The organism is Pseudomonas sp. QE6 (assembly GCF_041379005.1).
GTDB lineage: Bacteria > Pseudomonadota > Gammaproteobacteria > Pseudomonadales > Pseudomonadaceae > Pseudomonas.
Genome location: NZ_CP166873.1, coordinates 2,144,946 through 2,162,296 on the forward strand (window position 1 = coordinate 2,144,946; position 17,351 = coordinate 2,162,296).

Here is a 17,351-nt window from a genome sequence, read left to right on the forward strand (position 1 = left end):
CGGCTGTATTTGCGAGCCGTTCTCAATAAAATTCCGCTCCATGTAAAACGTGCGGCACGACGTGAGGCCACGGTGTTGAAGAAAGTCTGGTTCCAGTTGCATTGGCTGTTCGGTATCAGCGCCGGTCTGGTGCTGGCGCTGATGGGCCTGACCGGGGCGATGCTGTCGTTCCAGGATGAAATCCTGCGCGCCGTGAATCCCGCCAGTCTCACCGTGGAAAAGCGCGCCGAGGGCACGCTGCCGATGGACGAACTGATCCGCCGGGTGGAAAGCGCCGAGCCGGGCAAGAAGGTCGCCTTCGTCTGGGTGAAGATCGACGGCGACCAGGCCGGCCGTCTCTTCTACACGCCCAAGCCGGGCCAGCGCCGGGGCGAGTCGCGCTACGTCGACCCCTACACTGCGGACTTCCTACCGGCGCCCAGGGGCGAGGGCTTCTTCAACTTCGTCATGCAGCTACACCGCTTCCTCGCCGCGGGCGAGGCAGGCAAGCAGGTCACCGCCGCCTGTACCCTGATCCTGCTCTTCCTGTGCCTGTCCGGCCTGTACCTGCGCTGGCCGCGCAAGGCCCTGAACTGGCGCGTCTGGCTGACCCTGGACAGGGCCAAGAAGGGCCGGGCGTTCAACTGGGACCTGCACGCCGTGGCCGGTACCTGGTGCCTGGCGTTCTATCTCCTGGCGACGCTGACTGGCCTGTACTGGTCCTACGACTGGTACCGCGACGGCCTGTTCAAGCTGCTCGACGACGCGCCCGCCGGCCAGGCCAAGGGTGGCCAGCGCGGCGGCAGCAAGCGCGGACCGGCGCCGGAAGGGCCGCCGCCGGTGGTCGATGCCAGCGCCGTCTGGGCCACCATCCGGCAGACCGGCGGTCCCGCGATGGTTACCTACAACCTGCGCCTGCCGCCGGTGCAGGGCCGGCCCGCCACTGTCTTCTACCTCCTCGATGACGCCGCCCACGAGCGTGCCTTCAACGAGATGAGCATCGACCCGGCCAGCGGCAAGCTGCTGGCCCACAAGCGCTACAACGACAGTTCCTTTGGCAAGCAACTGCTGACCAGCGTCTATGCCCTCCACGTGGGCAGCTACTTCGGCCTGCCGGGGCGCATTCTGATGATGCTGGCGAGCCTGTCGATGCCGCTGTTCTTCATCACCGGCTGGCTGCTCTACCTCGATCGTCGCCGCAAGAAGCGCGCGGCCCAGGCGGCGCGTGGGGAACTGAACCATGACACCTGCGCCGACGCCTGGCTGGTGGGCTATGCCAGCCAGAGCGGCTTCGCCGAGCAACTGGCCTGGCAGAGCGCCGGGCAACTGCAAGCGGCCGGCCTGCCGGTGCGGGTCGAACCCCTGGCGAAGCTGGACCGTGCGCAGCTGGAGCAGACTCGCAACGCCCTGTTCGTGGTCAGTACCTTCGGCGACGGCGAGGCCCCGGACAGCGCCCGCGGCTTCGAGCGCCAACTGTTGGGCCAGCGCCTCGGCCTGGCCGACCTGCGCTTCGCCGTGCTCGCCCTGGGCGATCGCCAGTACGACCACTTCTGCGGCTTCGCCCGCCGCCTGCAGGGCTGGCTGCAAGGGCAGGGCGCGCACACGCTGTTCGACGGCGTCGAGGTGGACAACGGCGACGCTGCCGCGCTGCACGACTGGCAGCAGCGCCTGGCCGAACTCTCCGGCGCCGCGCCGCAGGCGGCGTTCAGTGCGCCGGCCTTCGAGGTCTGGACGCTGGCCGGACGTGAGCACCTGAACCCGGGTAGCCAGGGCGAGTCCACCTGGTTGCTGCGCCTGGCCGCGCCGAGCGATTCGCAGATCGACTGGAATGCCGGCGACCTGGTGGAAGTCGTGCCGCGCCAGCCACAGTTCCTGGTCAACGCCTGGCTGGGCCGCCTGGGGCTGGACGGCGAGTCCCGCATCCAGGCCGATGGTCTGGCCACACCCCTGAAGGATGCCCTGGCCGGGTGCCTGCTGCCGGGCAATCTCGAACACCTGGTCGGCCTGCACGCTCAGGCGGTGTACGACGCACTGATCAAGCTGTCGGTGCGCCAGTACTCCATTGCCTCGCTGCGCAGCGACGGCGCGCTGGAGCTGATCGTGCGCCAGGAGCAGCACGCCGACGGCTCGCTGGGCATCTGCTCCGGCTGGCTGACCGAGTACCTGCCGGAGGGCGGCAGCCTGCTGCTGCGCCTGCGCCGCAACCGCAGCTTCCACCTCAGCGAAGACGACCGTCCGCTGGTCCTGATCGGTAACGGCACCGGTCTCGCCGGCCTGCGCAGCCTGCTGCGCGCCAGCATCGCCGAAGGCCGCCGGCGCAACTGGCTGCTGTTCGGCGAGCGCAATATTGCCCATGACTTCTACTGCCGCGAAGAGCTGGAAGGGGCATTGGCGCGGGGCGAGCTGCAACGCCTGGACGTCGCCTTCTCCCGCGACCAGGCCGAGAAGGTCTACGTGCAGGATCGTCTGCGCGCAAACGGCGACGTGCTGGCCCAGTGGCTGGAGGAGGGCGCGGTGATCTACGTCTGCGGCAGCCTGCAGGGCATGGCCGAAGGCGTCGACCGTGCGCTGCGCGAGATGCTCGGCGATGCCGGGGTCGAGGCGCTGCTGGAGAACGGGCGGTATCGGCGCGACGTTTATTGATCCGGCGTTTGGGGTAGCCAATCGCGGACGGAGTCCGCTCCGACGCTCAGCGTGGCCGGCTTTGTGTAGGAGCGAGCTTGCTCGCGAACCCGCCCAGCGCTGGAGCCGCCGGGAAATCCGTTCGCGAGCAAGCTCACTCCTACAGGGCGGTGCCGCACTTCGCAGGCAATCCTTCTCCGAGCGGCATGAACAAAAAGGCCCCCGCCAATGCGGAGGCCTTGATATCACGAACGCAGCTCAGATCCAGATAACCACCGCCAGCAGCGCCGCCAGGAATCCCCACTTCTCCAGGTAATACAGCTTGCGGTTGCGCTTCTTCAGCGCCTTGCCGTGCAGGCGGATCCTGTACAGCGAGGCGAAGGCGCGGTTGATGCCGCCGGTCCTGTCGCCCGCGTCGTTGGGCGAGGCGGCGGCGGCCATCACATTGCGGCTGAACCAGCGGTTGAACGCCGTGGCCCAGCGGTACTTCAGCGGACGCTCGATGTCGCAGAACAGGATCACCCGGTCACGGTCCGTGGTGTTCTCGGCGTAGTGGATGTAGGTCTCGTCGAACACCACCGCTTCGCCGTCGCGCCAGTGGTAGCGTTCGCCGTCCACTTCGATGAAGCAGCCGGGATCGTTCGGCGTCATCAGTCCCAGGTGGTAGCGCAGCGAGCCGGCATAGGGGTCGCGGTGGCGTACCAGGCGCGAGCCCGGCGGCAGTTCGGCGAACATCGCCGCCTTGACCGAGGGAATCCGCCGCAGCAGCTCGGTGGTCTTCGGGCACAGCGCGTCGGCGGAGGGATGACTGTCGTCGTACCACTTCAGGTAGAAGCGCTTCCAGCCGGTCTTGAAGAAGGAATTGAAACCCACGTCGTTGAGCTGCTCGGAGCGCTTGATGCTGCCGGCGTCGCGCAGGTGCAGGGCTTCGCTGCGGATGGTTTCCCAGTTCTCCGTCAGCAGGCGCATTTCGGGGAATTCGTCGGTCGCCAGGTACGGGCGGCTCGGCACCCGGGAGAACAGGTACATGATGCAGTTGATCGGCGCGAGGAAGCTGGAGTGGTCGGTCAACTGGCGCGAGAATTTGTGGCGCACCCGCCCACGCAGGTGGACATAAAGGATGCTCAGGCCGAAGGTGGCCAGAAGGGCGGCTTTGATCATGCGAAAGACGATTTCCACTGGTCTAGACGGGGAATGGTACTCCTGCGAATCGTGACTGAGTATTCTCCGAAGGCCAAAGGCCAGCGTCTGCTTTAACCTGTAGGAACTTTCGAAAGATGGTGACCCCGATGACCGAACGCACCGCGCGGATTCTGCTCAACTGCGACATGGGCGAAAGCTTCGGTGCCTGGCGCATGGGGGACGATGCCCATGCCATGCCGCTGATCGACCAGGCGAACCTCGCCTGCGGCTACCACGCCGGCGATCCGCTGACCATGCAGCGCACCGTGCGCCTGGCGGTGGAGCACGGCGTGAGCATCGGCGCCCATCCCGCCTACCCTGACCTCGCCGGTTTCGGCCGCCGCCACCTGAGCTGCTCGCCCGAGGAAGTGCACGCGCTGGTGCTCTACCAGCTCGGCGCGCTGGACGCCTTCTGCCGCGCCGCCGGTACCCGCGTCGACTACGTGAAGCCCCACGGCGCGCTGTACAACGACCTGGTGCGTGACGACGCGCTGCTCTCGGCCGTGTTCGATGCCTGCGCCGCCTATCGCAAGAGCCTGCCGCTGATGGTCCTGGCGCTGGCCGACAACAGCCGCGAGCTGCAACTGGCCGACGCCGCCGACGTGCCGCTGATGTTCGAAGCCTTCGCCGACCGCGCCTACCTGCCCGACGGCCAGCTTGCCCCGCGGCGCCTGCCCAATTCCGTGCACCACGAACCGCAGCGGATTCTCGACCAGGCCCTGGCTATCGCCCGTGGCGAGCCCTTCCCGGACATCGATGGCAACCCGCTGCGCCTGCGCGCCGACAGCCTCTGCGTGCATGGCGACAACCCCGAATCCCTGGCGGTGCTGCGGCGCCTGCGTGGCCTGCTGGACCAGGCATGATCCGCCTCGAAGCTTTCGGCGCCCAGGCGCTGCTGATCACCCTGGCCGAACAGCCCGATGCCGCCTTGCCGCTGCGCATCGCGCGCCTTGCCGAACGTCTTCGTTCCGAGCTCGGGCCGGTGCTGACCGACTGCGTGCCGGGCTGGACCACCCTCCTGTTGCACTACGACCTGCTGCGCATCGACCTGCCGCAACTACAGCGCCGCGTGCAGGCTGCGCTGTCGGACTGGCCGGGTGACGCCACCGTGGAGGCGACGGGGCGCCTGCATGAGATCGCCGCGTGGTACGCCGGCGAAGACCTCGACGACGTTGCGCGCCTGTGCGGACTCCAGCCCGCGCAGGTGATCGAGTTGCACGCCGGCCGCGATTACCATGTTGGCGCTATCGGTTTTGCGCCCGGTTTCGCCTACCTGGGCGAGCTGGACGAACGCCTCGCCCTGCCGCGCCGCGCCACCCCGCGCACCCGGGTGCCGGCCGGCAGCCTGGCCATCGCCGAGCGGCAGACGGCGGTTTATCCCCAGGCCTCGCCTGGCGGTTGGCACCTGCTGGGGCGCACCGCGCAGCGGCTGTTCGATCCGTGCCGGGAGCCACCCTGTCCACTGGTGGTGGGCGACCGCGTGCGTTTCGTGCCCATCGACGAAGCGGCCTTTCGCGCCGCCGGCGGTGAACCATGAGCCTGAAGGTGCTCGCCTGCGGCCCGCTGTGCCTGCTGCAGGACGGCGGACGCCAAGGTTGGCAGGGATTGGGCGTATCGCCCGGCGGCCCTGTGGATAAACACGCGGCGGCCTGGGCCAACCGCCTGCTGGGTAACGCCCCAGACGCAGCACTGCTGGAGATCGCCCTGGGCGGCGTGGAGCTGGAAGCGCAGCTGGACACCTGGCTGGCGCTGACGGGGGCCGAGCTGCCTCTGAGCCTCGATGGCGAACCGCTGCCGGCCTGGTCGCGCTTTCGCGTGCGGGTAGGGCAGCGCTTGAAGCTGGGCTTCGCCCGCGCCGGACAGCGCGCCTATCTCGCCGCCGCGGGCGGCTTCCGCGCGGAGCCGGTGCTGGGCAGTGTCTCGACCCAGACCCGCGAGCGGCTGGGCGGCCTTGCCGGTGATGGCCAACCCTTGGCGGTGGGCGATGTGCTGGCGTGCGTCGCCGATGGCGCGTGTTTCACGCGTGGCGCCAGCGTGCCCTGGCCGTACCAGCCGGATTACCGCGAAGTGCCCACACTGCGTGTGCTACCCGGCCCGGACGCCTTCAGCGACGAACAACGCCGGGCCTTCTTCGAACAGCGCTGGCAGATCAGCCCGCAATCCGATCGGATGGGCGTGCGACTGCGCGGCGAGGCGTTGAGTGCGCCGCGTCGGCAGTGGTCATTGGGGGTGGTGGAAGGAGCCATCCAGGTGCCGCCGGACGGCCAACCCATTGTCCTGCTGGCCGACCGCCAGAGCATGGGCGGCTACCCGCTGCTGGGCGTGCTGCACCCATTGGATATCGGCCGCCTGGCGCAATGTCCGGCGCACAGTGGAGTGCGCTTCACCGAAGCGAGCGTGGAGCAGGCGCAGGCGGACCTGCGCGCGTTCCTGCGCTTCTTCGCTACTTAGGCAGGTGCCGCAACGGCAGCGGCGCGGACTCCTTCACGGTCTGGATCGCGAAGTTGCTGCGGATGTCGCTGACGCCCGGCAGCTTGAGCAGGGTGCCGGTGAGGAATTGCTCGTAGGCGCGCAGGTCCGGCAGCACCACTTGCAGGAGGAAGTCCGACTCGCCGCTGACCAGGTGCACGGAAATCACCTCCGGCAGGTCGATCACCGCCTGGCGGAAGGCGGCGGCGCTGGTGTCGCTGTGGCGTTCGACCTTCACCCCGACGAACACCGTCAGGCCCAGCCCGACTTCGTCGCGGCCCAGTTCGGCGTGGTAGCCCCGGATCATCCCGGCCTCTTCCAGCAGGCGCACCCGGCGCAGGCAGGGGGAGGGCGAGAGGCCGATTTCCTCGGCCAACTGCACATTGGTCAGGCGGCCATCGCGCTGCAGGGCGGCGAGGATGCGGTGGTCGTAGGCGTCCAGCTTGATATTTGGCATAAGTGAAGAGTTTTGTGGGTATGGCTTGGCAGGGTATGCCAATCAGTCTGCCGATCATGGTCGAATACGCAAGCACCTGCCTTGGCCTTCGGGCATAGAATCCTTATCCGCGATCACTTTTGCGGAGTTGCTTCTATGGATATCGGTGTGTTCCTGCTGGCCCTGGCGATGGTCTACCTGCTGCCGGGGCCCGACATGATTCTCCTGTTGCACACCGGCGCCCGCGAAGGTTGCCGGGCCGCGCTGGCGACCGCCGTCGGGTTGGCGCTGGCACGCGGTTGCCATGTGGCGCTGGCGGCGACCGGCCTGGCGCTGCTGTTCCGCACGGCGCCCTGGACCTTCGATGCGGTGCGTATCGTTGGCGGTGTGTACCTGGCGTGGATCGGCCTGCAGTTGCTGCGTGCGCCGTTGGGCCTCGCTGTGGAAAGCGCCGGATGCGCAAAGACCTCGACGAGCCATCGGCGGGCCTTCCGTCGCGGGGTGCTGACCAATCTGCTGAATCCCAAGGCGCTGATCTTCTGTTCCGTGCTGCTGCCGCAGTTCATCCAGCCGCAGAACGGCCCGCTGGCCGTGCAGTTCGCTGTGTTGGGCAGCGTGCTGGTGGTAGTGGGGTTGGGTTTCGACAGCTTCTATGCGCTCAGCGGCGAACGTATGGGGCGCTGGCTGGCGCGGCATCGGCTGATGCAGCGGGTGCAGCAGTGGGGCTTTGGCGGGGTGCTGCTGGGCTTCGGCGTGCGACTGGCGCTGATCCGCGATCTGTAGGGCGTATAACGCTCTGCGTTATACGCCGATTGGCCTTGGTCGCGCTTCGCTCGGGGGCAGCCGGGGCGTTGGCCAAGCTCGACCACCGTATCGGCGATGGCATTGGCATATCGGCGTACAACCGCGAACGGTTGTACGCCCTACAGGTCCTCCGGCTGGATTTTCCACAGGCGCGCTACCGAGGGCTTCTGCGGATTGCGCGCGACGACCAGCAACCCGAGGTCGCCGCCGCGCAGTTCCTTCAGGAGTTGCTCACCCGTGCGTTGTTTCATGCTTTCGGCCAGATGGCCCAGGGCAATGGCGGCCGCCGCCGGATGGGTGGCGACGGGCACGTAGCCGCCGTCATCCATGTCCAGCACGACGTGCTTCTCGCCGGGCTCCGGGGTGGGGATGTACAGGCTGGTCTTGAGCAATTGGGCCATGGCCGCATCGCGCTGGGCGGCGGAGAGCTGCCCCGGCGGCAAGGCGCGCTCCAGCGGGTAGAACTCGTCCTTTGGCGCCGCTGGCGGTTTCGCCTCGGGAGGCTCCGCGGGTGCCTTCGCGGGGGCGGGTTTGGGCGGTGGTGGCGGCGCCGGCGCAGCGAAGTCCAGCTCCTCCTGGTCGAGATTCTCCCAGTCGATCTGGTCGAGGTCGACGTCTTCCTTGATCTTCTTTTTCGGCGCCGCCTTCTTCCGCGAGCCCACGGCTGCGCGAACGTCGAGTCGCCGCTGGCGTTTCCACCGGTGGATCTGGACGTTGGCGATGACAGCGGTAACGAGGATGAGCAGGAGGAAGAACAACAGCATGACTGGCGTGGCCCTGTGGATAACGGCCACTGCGGTGCAGGACAGTGGCGGGACGCCACCCTAGCGGGACAGGCCGGATCAGGCGGTAGGCCTGTTCCTGATGCGTGGTAGGACGCAGCTGAAGCCAAAAGGGTGGGCCGGCCTAAGACCGGCCCACCGCGTTTCAGTTCAGGAATTGCTCCGCGTGGTGGCACGCGACCTGGCGCTCATCCAGCACCCGCAGCTCCGGCACCTCGCTCTTGCAGCGCTCCGTCGCATACGGGCAGCGCTTGTGGAAGGCGCAGCCGCTGGGCGGGTTGATCGGGTTGGGGAGTTCGCCCTGGATCTTGATCTTCGGCTTGTCCGGATCGGGGTGGATGGCCGGGGTCGCCGACAGCAGGGCCTGGGTGTAGGGGTGCAGCGGGCGTTCGTAGAGCTTGTCCGCCGGGCCCATTTCCGCCGGGCGGCCGAGGTACATCACCAGCACGTCGTCGGCCACGTGGCGCACCACGGCGAGGTTGTGGGAGATGAACACGTAGGCGGTGCCGAACTCCTGCTGCAGGTCCATGAACAGGTTGAGCACCTGGGCCTGGATCGACACGTCCAGCGCCGAGGTCGGCTCGTCCGCCACCAGTACCTTGGGCCGCAGCATCATGGCGCGGGCCAGGGCGATGCGCTGGCGCTGGCCGCCGGAGAACATGTGCGGGTAGCGCTGGTAGTGCTCGGGGCGCAGGCCGACCTGCTTCATCATCGCCTGCACGCGCTCGCGGCGTTCGGTGCGTGACAGGTTGGTGTTGATCAGCAGCGGCTCGGCCAGTTGGTCACCGATCTTCTGCCGTGGGTTGAGTGAGGCGTAGGGGTTCTGGAACACCATCTGCACGTCGCGGCGCAGTTGCTTGCGCGTCTCGTGGTTGGCGCCTTTCACCTCATGGCCGGCGATCTGCAGGGAGCCGGAGGTGGGTTCTTCGATCAGGGTCAGGGCGCGCGCCAGGGTGGACTTGCCGCAGCCGGATTCGCCGACCACGGCGAGGGTCTTGCCGGCCTGCAGGTCGAAGGACACGCCATTGAGGGCGCGGACCAGGGCGTGCGGTTTGAACACGCCCTGGGATATTTCGTAGTGACGGGTGAGGTCGCGGGCGGTCAGGACGGCGTTCATCGGGCCACCTCGGAGTTCAGGTTGAGCGGGTAGAAGCAGCGCACGGCGCCGCGCGCATGGGGTTCCAGGGCCGGGCGCACGGCGCGGCAGTTGTCCTGCGCGTAGGGGCAGCGCGGCGACAGCAGGCAGCCCTGCGGGCGGTCGTACTTGCCGGGGACGATGCCGGGCAGGGTGGCCAGGCGTTCCTCGCCGGCGCTGTGCTCGGGAATGGCCTTGAGCAGCGCTTCGGTATAGGGATGGGTCGGTGCGTCGAACAGCGCCGGCACCTGGCCGATCTCCACCGCTTGCCCCGCATACATCACGCAGACGCGCTGGGCGGTCTCGGCGACCACGGCGAGGTCGTGGGTGATCAGGATCAGTGCCATGCCCTGGTCGCGCTGCAGGTTGAGCAGCAGCTCCATGATCTGCGCCTGGATGGTCACGTCCAGCGCGGTGGTGGGTTCATCGGCGATCAGCAGCTTGGGCTCGCCGGCAATCGCCATGGCGATCGCCACGCGCTGGCTCATGCCGCCGGAGAGCTGGTGCGGGTAGGCGTCCAGGCGCTGGGCGGCGCCGGGAATTTCCACCCGTTCGAGCAGTTCCAGGGCGCGCTGGCGCAGGGCCTTGCCGCGCAGGCCGAGGTGCAGCCTGAGCACTTCCTCGATCTGGTAGCCGACGGTGAAGCTGGGGTTGAGCGCGGTCATCGGGTCCTGGAAGACCATGGCGATGTCCTTGCCGACGATGCGCCGACGCTCGCGGCCCTTCAGGCGCAGCATGTCGGTGCCGTCGAACTGCATGGCGTCGGCGGTGATGATGCCGGGGGCGTCGATCAGGCCCATCAGGGCCATCATGGTCACGGATTTGCCGGAACCGGATTCGCCGACGATGGCCAGGACTTCGCCCTTGTCCACCGAGAGGTCGAGGCCGTCCACCACCGGGACGGCGTTGCGGTCGCCGAAGCGGACCGAGAGATTGCGCAGGTCGAGGAGGCTCATACGGCGGTCTCCATCAGGCTCTTCTTGTTATTGGCGGAGTCGAGGCTGTGCATGGTCAATGTCCTCACGCCGCGTTCTTCCGCTTCGGGTCCAGCGCGTCGCGCAGGCCGTCGCCCATCAGGTTGATCGCCAGCACGCTGAGCAGGATGGTCAGGCCGGGTAGCGAGACGACCCACCAGGCGCGCTCGATGTAGTCGCGCGCGGAGGCCAGCATGGTGCCCCACTCCGGGGTTGGCGGCTGCACGCCCAGGCCGAGGAAGCCCAGGGCGGCGGCGTCGAGGATGGCCGAGGAGAAGCTCAGGGTGGCCTGCACGATCAGCGGCGCCATGCAGTTGGGCAGTACGGTGACGAACATCAGGCGCAGGGTGCCGGCGCCGGCCAGGCGCGAGGCGGTGACGTAGTCGCGGTTCAGCTCGCCCATCACGGCGGCGCGGGTCAGGCGCACGTAGGCCGGCAGCGAGACGATGGCGATGGCGATCACGGTGTTGATCAGGCCCGGGCCGAGGATGGCGACGATGGCCACCGCCAGCAGCAGCGAGGGCAGGGCCAGCATGATGTCCATCAGGCGCATGATCACCGGGCCCAGGCGGTTGGGCGAGAAGCCGGCGAACAGGCCGAGGATGATGCCGGGGATCATCGAGATCACCACCGAGGCCAGGCCGATCTTCAACGACAGCCGCGCGCCGTGCATCAGGCGCGAAAGCAGGTCGCGGCCCAGTTCGTCGGTGCCCAGCAGGAAGCGCATCTGCCCGCCTTCCTGCCAGGCCGGCGGGGTGAGCAGGTATTCGCGGAACTGCCAGCTCGGATCATGGGGCGCCACCCAGGGGGCGAACAGCGCGCAGAACACGATGACCAGCATGAACAGCAGGCCGCCGACCGCGCCCTTGTTGCGCGAGAAGGCTTGCCAGAATTCTTTCAGCGGGGAGGGGTAGACCAGGCTCGGGTCGCTGGCGGGAGCTTTGGCGTTGGCATTCATGGCGTGGGCTCCTCAGCGTTGGTGGCGGATGCGTGGGTTGGCCAGACCGTAGAGGATGTCCACGGTGAAGTTGACCAGGATCACCAGGGTCGCCACCAGGAGGATGCCGTTCTGCACCACCGGGTAGTCGCGGCGGCTGATTGCGTCGATCAGCCATTTGCCGATGCCCGGCCAGGAGAAGATGGTCTCGGTGAGCACGGCGCCGGCGAGCAGCGTGCCGACCTGCAGGCCGAACACGGTGAGCACCGGGATCATGGCGTTGCGCAGGGCGTGGATGAATACCACGCGGGCCGGCGACAGGCCCTTGGCGCGGGCGGTACGCACGTAGTCCTCGCGCAGCACTTCGAGCATCGCCGAGCGGGTCATGCGGGCGATCACCGCCAGCGGGATGGTGCCCAGCACGATGGCCGGCAGGATCAGGTGGCGCACGGCGTCCACGAACGCGCCTTCCTCGCCGGAGAGCAGGGTGTCGATGAGCATGAAGCCGGTCTTCGGCTCGATGTCGTAGAGCAGGTCCAGGCGCCCGGATACCGGGGTCCAGCCCAGGCTCACGGAGAACAGCATGATCAGGATCAGGCCCCACCAGAAGATCGGCATCGAGTAGCCGGCCAGGGAGATCGTCATCACCCCGTGATCGAACAGTGAGCCTCGCTTCAGCGCTGCGATCACCCCGGCCAGCAGGCCGAAGGTGCCGGCGAACAGGAGGGCGGCCAGCGACAGCTCGAGTGTGGCGGGGAAGAGGGTGAGGAATTCGTTCCACACGCTGTCGCGGGTGGTCAGCGATTCGCCCAGGTTGCCCTGGGCGAGGTTGCCGATGTAGTCGAGGTACTGCTGGTAGAGAGGCTTGTCGAGGCCCAGGCGGTGCATGGCCTCGGCGTGCATCTGCGGGTCGACGCGGCGTTCACCCATCATCACTTCCACCGGGTCGCCCGGAATCAGGCGAATCAATGCGAAGGTCAGGAGGGTGACGCCGAAGAAGGTCGGGATCAGCAGACCGAATCGGCGTGCGATGAAACTCAGCATGGTGGTTGAGGACTCCTCATCGAGCGGCTACTCATCGGGGTGCTGATGGCGCCGGTTTCTTATTGCTTCACCTGGATATTGGCGAAGTTGTTGGTGGTCAGCGGGCTGATGGTGTAGCCCTCGATATTGCTGCGTCGCACATTGAACAGCTTAGGATGCGCGAGGGGAATCCATGGGGATTGTTCGTGGAAGACGGATGTCGCCTTTCTGTAAAGATCTGCCCGTTTGGCCGTGTCATTCGTCTGACGAGCTTCCTGGATCAGCGTTTCGAAGGCCTGATCGCACCAGAACGCGTGGTTTTCACCGGATTTCGCCGCCGCACAGGAAAGGTTGGGCGAGAGGAAGTTGTCCGGGTCGCCGTTGTCGCCGGCCCAGCCGCCATATAGCGACAGGTCGTGCTCGCCGGCCTTGATGCGCTTGATCAGCTCGCCGAACTCCAGGGTGCGGATCTGCAGGTCGATGCCAACCTTGGCCAGATCGGACTGCAGCATCTGTGCCATCTGCGCGGCGTTGGGGATGGTCGAGGAGCTGCCGTTGCGGGTCAGCAGGGTCAGCTTGAGGTTCGCAACGCCCGCCTCCTTGAGCAGCGCCCTGGCGCGCTCCGGGGCGTGCGGCCAGTCCTGGATGTCGCTGTTGTAGCCCAGCATGCTGGACGGGTAGGGGTTGATGGCGGGGGTGACCGCATCGGCGCCGTACACCGCATCGAGCATGGCCTTCTTGTCGACGGCCAGGTTGATCGCCTGGCGCACGCGCACGTCGTCCAGCGGCTTGTGTTTCGTGTTCAGGGCGACGTAGGTGGTCAGCAGGGCGTCGATGCTGTCCACCGCGAGATTCTTGTCCTGTTGCAGTGCCGGCACGTCGGCCGGTTTGGGGTAGAGCGCGATCTGGCACTCGCCGCGGCGAATCTTCTGCAGGCGGACGTTGGAGTCCGGGGTGATGGCGAACACCAGGTTGTCGATGGCTGGCTTGCCGCGGAAGTAGTCCGGATTGGCGCGATAGCGCACCTGGGCGTCCTTGGCGTAGCGGCTGAAGACGAACGGGCCGGTGCCGATGGGCAGGTTGTTGATCTGGCCCTGCTTGCCGGCGGCGAGCAACTGGTCGTCGTATTCGGCGGAATAGATCGAGGCGAAACCCATGGCCATGTCGGCGAGGAAGGGGGCTTCGGGATGGTTGAGGGTGAAGCGCACGGTGTGCTCGTCGAGCTTGTCCACCGACTTGATCAGGTCGCGCATGCCCATGGCATCGAAGTACGCGTAGCCGCGCACGGCGGAGGCATGCCAGGGATGCTTGGGATCGAGGGCGCGCTGGAAGGTCCAGAGCACGTCGTCGGCGTTCAGCTCGCGGGTCGGCGTGAAGTACTCGGTGCTGTGGAACTTCACACCGGGGCGCAGGTGGAAGGTGTAGGTCAGCCCGTCGGGGCTGACCTCCCAGCGTTCGGCCAGGGACGGTACCAGTTCGGTGGTGCCCGGGCGGAAGTCCACCAGCCGGTTGAATATCGCTTCGCCGGCGGCGTCGTTGGTCACCGCGCCGGTATACTGGACGATGTCGAAACCTTCCGGGCTCGCTTCGGTGCAGACCACAAGGTTCTGCGCCAGGGTGGTGCCGCTGCCCAGGGCGAGTAGCAGGGGAAGTGCGCGCGTGAGCGTCATGGCGATTCTCCTCAGAGCAGATTGAACGGGAAGTTGCTGACCAGGCGGATCTCGTTGACGCTGCCGTCGACCTGGTTCTGGCTGGCAAGGTGCTTCATGTAGGTCAGGCGGAAGCTGCTCTGCTTGAGTGGGCCGCCCTGAAGCGTATAGCCACCCGATAGACCCAGTTCGTGGTGCTTCTCACCGTCCTGGTTGCGCACTTCGTCGTAGTTGCCATAAGCGCCGTTGCGGTCACCGTCGTAGTGGGTGCCGTCGATGCCCCAGCCCTTGGCGTACCACGCCATGGTGGTCAGGCCCGGCACGCCGAAGCCGGCCCAGTCGGTGCTGTAGCGCAGTTGCAGGGATTTTTCATTGGGGCCGTTGTAGTCCGACAGCAGCGAGTTGGCCAGGTAGATGGCGGCGGTCTCGTGCACGTAGTCGAAGTATTCGTCGCCGCGTATCTGTTGCCAGCCCAGCAGCACGGCGTGGGCGCCGTGGGTCAGGGTGAAGCCCAGGCTGTAGGCGTCGTTGTCGATGTAGCCGGCCTTGCGGTCGCCGCTGTCGTGGGTGCTGTAGTAGTTCAGGCTGGTATTGAGCGCCAGGGTTTCCGGGTCGCCCAGGTCGTGGGAGGCACCGAAGTAGTACTGGTTCCAGACGTCCTCGAAGTTGCCCGCGTAGGCTGTCAGCTTCAGATTCCTGAGCGCCTGGTAGCTGCCGCCCGCATAGCTGAAGCGGTCGCCATGGAAGCCCCGTGCACCGTATTCACTGGTGAGGCGTTCGTTGCCTGACGCGGTGCGTGGGCTGGCGCGGGTGAAGCTGCCGCCCTGCAGTTGCAGCCCTTCGAGCTCTTCGCTGAGCAGGCTGACGCCATCGAAGGACGACGGCAGGGCGCGGTTGTCGTTGATATTGAAGACCGGGGTTTCCACTTGCTGACGGCCGGCGCGCAGTTCGGTGTTGGAGGCGCGCAGTTTCAGGTTGGCCAACCCCATCTTCGACCATTGCCCTACGGCGTCGCCGTCGCTGTCGGTCAGGGTTCGGGTGCCGCCCCCGGCGATTGCCCCGTGCCCGCGCTCCAGGGCGATCTCGTTGAAGGCGGCGGCGTCCAGGCCCACGCCCACGGTGCCCTGGGTGTAGCCGGAGCTGTACTTGAGCTGGCTGCCCTGGGTCCAGGTGTAGCGGCTGTGGGTCGGCTCGGTGTAGCCGTCCTTCTTGATGTTGAAGTGGAAGCTGTCCTTCATCTGCTCGCGGGCGGCGAAGTTGCGGGTGCTGAAGGTCAGGCTCTGGCCGTCGATGAAGCCGCTGGCGCTGGCCTGGCCCTTCACCACCACTTCCTGCGCGTGGTTGTCTTCCTCGGGAGGCAGGTCCTCGCCGGCCTTGGCGGCCCACGCCGGGTTCATTGCGACACAGCCAATGGCCAGGGCCAGGAGGGACTGCGTGAGTGCGTAGTGCTGCATGAGTTGCTCCTTGTTGTAGTTGGGTTTTCCTAGCAACGAATGCATCTCCTCCGCCCATCGCGACGATGGGGGAGCCGGCAGGCGGAGGAGAACGCGGGATACGCCGCCCGGTCTGCGCCGGGCTGGCGTTCAGGCGATGGTCAGGGTTGGTTGGCCACGCCGTAGAAGGAGTTGCGCCCGAAGGGGCTGATCAGGAAGCCCTGCACCGACTTGCGCATGGGCTGGTAGACGGTGGAGTGGGCGATGGGGCTGATGGGCAGTTGCTGCGCCAGCAGTTGCTGGGCCTTCTGGTAGAGGGCGACGCGCTGGTCGTGGTCGGTGGTGGCCTTGGCCTGGCGCACCAGCTTGTCGTAGTCCGCGTCGCACCACTTGGAGACGTTGTTGCCGCTCACCGAGTCGCAGCCGTAGAGCGTGCCCAGCCAGTTGTCCGGGTCGCCGTTGTCGCCGGTCCAGCCGAACAGCATGGCGTCGTGTTCGCCCGCGTGGGCGCGCTTGATGTACTCGCCCCATTCGTAGGTGACGATCTTCGCCTTGATGCCGACCTTGGCCCAGTCGGCCTGGATCATCTCGGCCATCAGCTTGGCATTGGGGTTGTACGGGCGCTGCACCGGCATGGCCCACAGGGTGATCTCGGTGCCTTCGGGCACGCCGGCCTTCTTCAGCGACGCCTTGGCCTGTTCCGGATCGTAGGCCTGGCCCTTGATCGAGCTGTCATAGGACCACTGGGTCGGCGGCATGGCGTTCACCGCCAGCTGGCCGGCGCCCTGGTAGATGGCGTCGATGATCGCCTGCTTGTTCAGCGCCATGTCCAGCGCGCGGCGCACGTCGGTCTTGTCCAGTGGGGCATGGGTGACGTTGTAGGCCAGGTAGCCGAGGTTGAAGCCCGGCTGTGACGGCATGTTCAGGTTCGGGTCCTGCTTCAGCGCTTCCAGGTCGGCCGGGCGCGGGTTCAGGGTGATCTGGCACTCGCCGGCCTTGAGTTTCTGCACGCGCACCGAGGCATCGGTGTTGATGGCGAAGATCAGGTTGTCGACCTTCACCTCCTCCGGCTTCCAGTAATCCTTGTTGCCCTTGAAACGGATCAGCGCGTCCTTCTGGTAGCGACTGAACATGAAGGGACCGGTGCCGATCGGTTTCTGGTTGATCTCGGCGGGCTTGCCCTGCTTGAGCAACTGGTCGGCGTATTCGGCGGACTGGATGACGGCGAAGTTCATCGCCAGGTTCTGGATGAACGCCGCGTCGACTTCGTTGAGGCGGAAGGTCACGGTGTGATCGTCGACCTTGCTGACCTTGGCGATGTTGCGGTCCAGGCCCATGTCGGTGAAGTAGGGGAATTCGGTGGGGTACGCCTTGCGGAACGGCTGGTCCTTGTCGAGCATGCGGTTGAAGGTGAACAGCACGTCGTCGGCGTTGAAGTCGCGGGTCGGCTTGAAGTACTCGGTGGTATGGAACTTCACGCCCGGGCGCAGGTGGAAGGTCCAGGTCTTGCCGTCGGCGGAGGTCTCCCAGCTCTCGGCCAGGGCCGGCTGGGCCTCGGTGCCGCCGCGCTGGAACTGCACGAGCCGGTTGAACAGGGTTTCGGAGGTGGCGTCGTAATCGGTGCCGGTGGTGTATTGGCCGGGGTCGAAGCCCGCCGGGCTGCCCTCGGAGCAGTAAACCAGGCTGGAGGCCGCATGGGCCGCGGAGCCGGCGAGCAACAGCCCGCCCAGGGCGATTGCGTGCAGGGGATTACGTTGCATCGTGCGCATTGCCTGACCTCATTCTTGTTCTTCTGAGGGGCCGGCGAACCGATAGGGTCCGGGACCGGCTCGGACGGACGGGGCCGGATAGGGCCGCCCGTAACTGGCTGGACCGTGCTTGCCCAGACCGTCGCAGAAGTTAAGTCAGGCTGAAATTAAGTTCAAC

15 protein-coding genes are annotated in these 17,351 nt (G+C 66.7%); 5 read left to right on the forward strand and 10 right to left on the reverse strand.

The genetic code is table 11. From position 1 onward, the window contains the following. Positions 1–75: 75 nt before the first annotated feature. On the forward strand, positions 76–2,622 hold the full coding sequence (locus tag ACAW63_RS09845; RefSeq protein WP_371234634.1) for a PepSY domain-containing protein: 2,547 nt from the start codon (positions 76–78) through the stop codon (positions 2,620–2,622). A gap of 237 nt (positions 2,623–2,859) precedes the next feature. On the opposite strand, the gene lpxO is transcribed toward ACAW63_RS09845, so the two are convergent. Then, complete coding sequence (gene lpxO, locus ACAW63_RS09850) at positions 2,860–3,759, reverse strand: lipid A hydroxylase LpxO (RefSeq protein ID WP_371234635.1); 900 nt, start codon at positions 3,757–3,759, stop codon at positions 2,860–2,862. Between the two features lie 131 nt (positions 3,760–3,890). Between lpxO and ACAW63_RS09855 the strand changes: the two genes are divergently transcribed. The 3 genes from ACAW63_RS09855 to ACAW63_RS09865 are packed head-to-tail and all read left to right on the forward strand — an operon-like array spanning position 3,891 to position 6,234. Beyond that, on the forward strand, positions 3,891–4,646 hold the full coding sequence (locus ACAW63_RS09855; RefSeq protein WP_371233341.1) for a 5-oxoprolinase subunit PxpA: 756 nt from the start codon (positions 3,891–3,893) through the stop codon (positions 4,644–4,646). Then, the gene (gene pxpB / locus ACAW63_RS09860; RefSeq protein WP_371233343.1) at positions 4,643–5,320 is read left to right on the forward strand and encodes a 5-oxoprolinase subunit PxpB; all 678 of its coding nucleotides are present in this window, start codon (positions 4,643–4,645) and stop codon (positions 5,318–5,320) included. The genes ACAW63_RS09855 and pxpB overlap by 4 nt, the downstream gene beginning before the upstream one ends. Next, positions 5,317–6,234 carry a biotin-dependent carboxyltransferase family protein gene (locus ACAW63_RS09865; RefSeq protein ID WP_371233345.1) on the forward strand — a complete coding sequence of 306 codons (918 nt, stop codon included), beginning with the start codon at positions 5,317–5,319 and terminating at the stop codon, positions 6,232–6,234. Before pxpB ends, ACAW63_RS09865 begins: the two co-directional genes overlap by 4 nt. Here ACAW63_RS09865 and ACAW63_RS09870 read toward each other — a convergent pair. Then, positions 6,227–6,700, reverse strand: a complete 474-nt coding sequence (locus ACAW63_RS09870) for an Lrp/AsnC family transcriptional regulator (protein ID WP_331318511.1) — start codon at positions 6,698–6,700, stop codon at positions 6,227–6,229. The two genes, ACAW63_RS09865 and ACAW63_RS09870, sit on opposite strands and share 8 nt — an antisense overlap. A 144-nt stretch (positions 6,701–6,844) precedes the next feature. On the opposite strand from ACAW63_RS09870, the gene ACAW63_RS09875 reads away from it, so the two are divergent. Next, entirely contained in the window at positions 6,845–7,471 is a 627-nt protein-coding gene (locus tag ACAW63_RS09875) for a LysE family translocator (protein WP_371233346.1), read from the forward strand. A gap of 140 nt (positions 7,472–7,611) precedes the next feature. Here ACAW63_RS09875 and ACAW63_RS09880 read toward each other — a convergent pair whose 3' ends face one another. The 8 genes from ACAW63_RS09880 to ACAW63_RS09915 form a co-directional block, all read right to left on the reverse strand. Further along, positions 7,612–8,256 (reverse strand): hypothetical protein, encoded by a 645-nt coding sequence (locus tag ACAW63_RS09880; protein WP_371233348.1) that lies wholly within the window; start codon positions 8,254–8,256, stop codon positions 7,612–7,614. A 163-nt stretch (positions 8,257–8,419) separates the two neighbouring features. After that, positions 8,420–9,391, reverse strand: a complete 972-nt coding sequence (locus ACAW63_RS09885) for a peptide ABC transporter ATP-binding protein (protein WP_371233350.1) — start codon at positions 9,389–9,391, stop codon at positions 8,420–8,422. Next, entirely contained in the window at positions 9,388–10,365 is a 978-nt protein-coding gene (locus tag ACAW63_RS09890) for an ABC transporter ATP-binding protein (RefSeq protein ID WP_371233351.1), read from the reverse strand. Before ACAW63_RS09890 ends, ACAW63_RS09885 begins: the two co-directional genes overlap by 4 nt. Positions 10,366–10,429: 64 nt before the next feature. Beyond that, positions 10,430–11,341: an ABC transporter permease subunit gene (locus ACAW63_RS09895; RefSeq protein WP_371233353.1), complete on the reverse strand. Its 912-nt coding sequence runs from the start codon at positions 11,339–11,341 to the stop codon at positions 10,430–10,432. Between the two features lie 12 nt (positions 11,342–11,353). After that, entirely contained in the window at positions 11,354–12,364 is a 1,011-nt protein-coding gene (locus ACAW63_RS09900) for an ABC transporter permease subunit (RefSeq protein ID WP_275610316.1), read from the reverse strand. A 59-nt stretch (positions 12,365–12,423) separates the two neighbouring features. After that, on the reverse strand, positions 12,424–14,013 hold the full coding sequence (locus tag ACAW63_RS09905; RefSeq protein WP_371233356.1) for an ABC transporter substrate-binding protein: 1,590 nt from the start codon (positions 14,011–14,013) through the stop codon (positions 12,424–12,426). An 11-nt stretch (positions 14,014–14,024) separates the two neighbouring features. Then, entirely contained in the window at positions 14,025–15,446 is a 1,422-nt protein-coding gene (locus ACAW63_RS09910; protein WP_371233357.1) for an OprD family porin, read from the reverse strand. Between the two features lie 140 nt (positions 15,447–15,586). Then, the gene (locus ACAW63_RS09915; RefSeq protein ID WP_371233359.1) at positions 15,587–17,185 is read right to left on the reverse strand and encodes an ABC transporter substrate-binding protein; all 1,599 of its coding nucleotides are present in this window, start codon (positions 17,183–17,185) and stop codon (positions 15,587–15,589) included. Positions 17,186–17,351 lie beyond the last annotated feature (166 nt).

Coding starts and splice junctions, on each gene's coding strand:
- ACAW63_RS09900 (WP_275610316.1), bottom strand. CDS start 12,364: ATGCTGAGTTTCATCGCACGCCGATTCGGTCTGCTGATCCCGACCTTC.
- ACAW63_RS09910 (WP_371233357.1), bottom strand. CDS start 15,446: ATGCAGCACTACGCACTCACGCAGTCCCTCCTGGCCCTGGCCATTGGC.
- ACAW63_RS09915 (WP_371233359.1), bottom strand. CDS start 17,185: ATGCAACGTAATCCCCTGCACGCAATCGCCCTGGGCGGGCTGTTGCTC.
- ACAW63_RS09880 (WP_371233348.1), bottom strand. CDS start 8,256: ATGCTGTTGTTCTTCCTCCTGCTCATCCTCGTTACCGCTGTCATCGCC.
- pxpB (WP_371233343.1), top strand. CDS start 4,643: ATGATCCGCCTCGAAGCTTTCGGCGCCCAGGCGCTGCTGATCACCCTG.
- ACAW63_RS09895 (WP_371233353.1), bottom strand. CDS start 11,341: ATGAATGCCAACGCCAAAGCTCCCGCCAGCGACCCGAGCCTGGTCTAC.
- ACAW63_RS09875 (WP_371233346.1), top strand. CDS start 6,845: ATGGATATCGGTGTGTTCCTGCTGGCCCTGGCGATGGTCTACCTGCTG.
- ACAW63_RS09890 (WP_371233351.1), bottom strand. CDS start 10,365: ATGAGCCTCCTCGACCTGCGCAATCTCTCGGTCCGCTTCGGCGACCGC.
- ACAW63_RS09865 (WP_371233345.1), top strand. CDS start 5,317: ATGAGCCTGAAGGTGCTCGCCTGCGGCCCGCTGTGCCTGCTGCAGGAC.
- ACAW63_RS09905 (WP_371233356.1), bottom strand. CDS start 14,013: ATGACGCTCACGCGCGCACTTCCCCTGCTACTCGCCCTGGGCAGCGGC.
- ACAW63_RS09885 (WP_371233350.1), bottom strand. CDS start 9,391: ATGAACGCCGTCCTGACCGCCCGCGACCTCACCCGTCACTACGAAATA.
- ACAW63_RS09855 (WP_371233341.1), top strand. CDS start 3,891: ATGACCGAACGCACCGCGCGGATTCTGCTCAACTGCGACATGGGCGAA.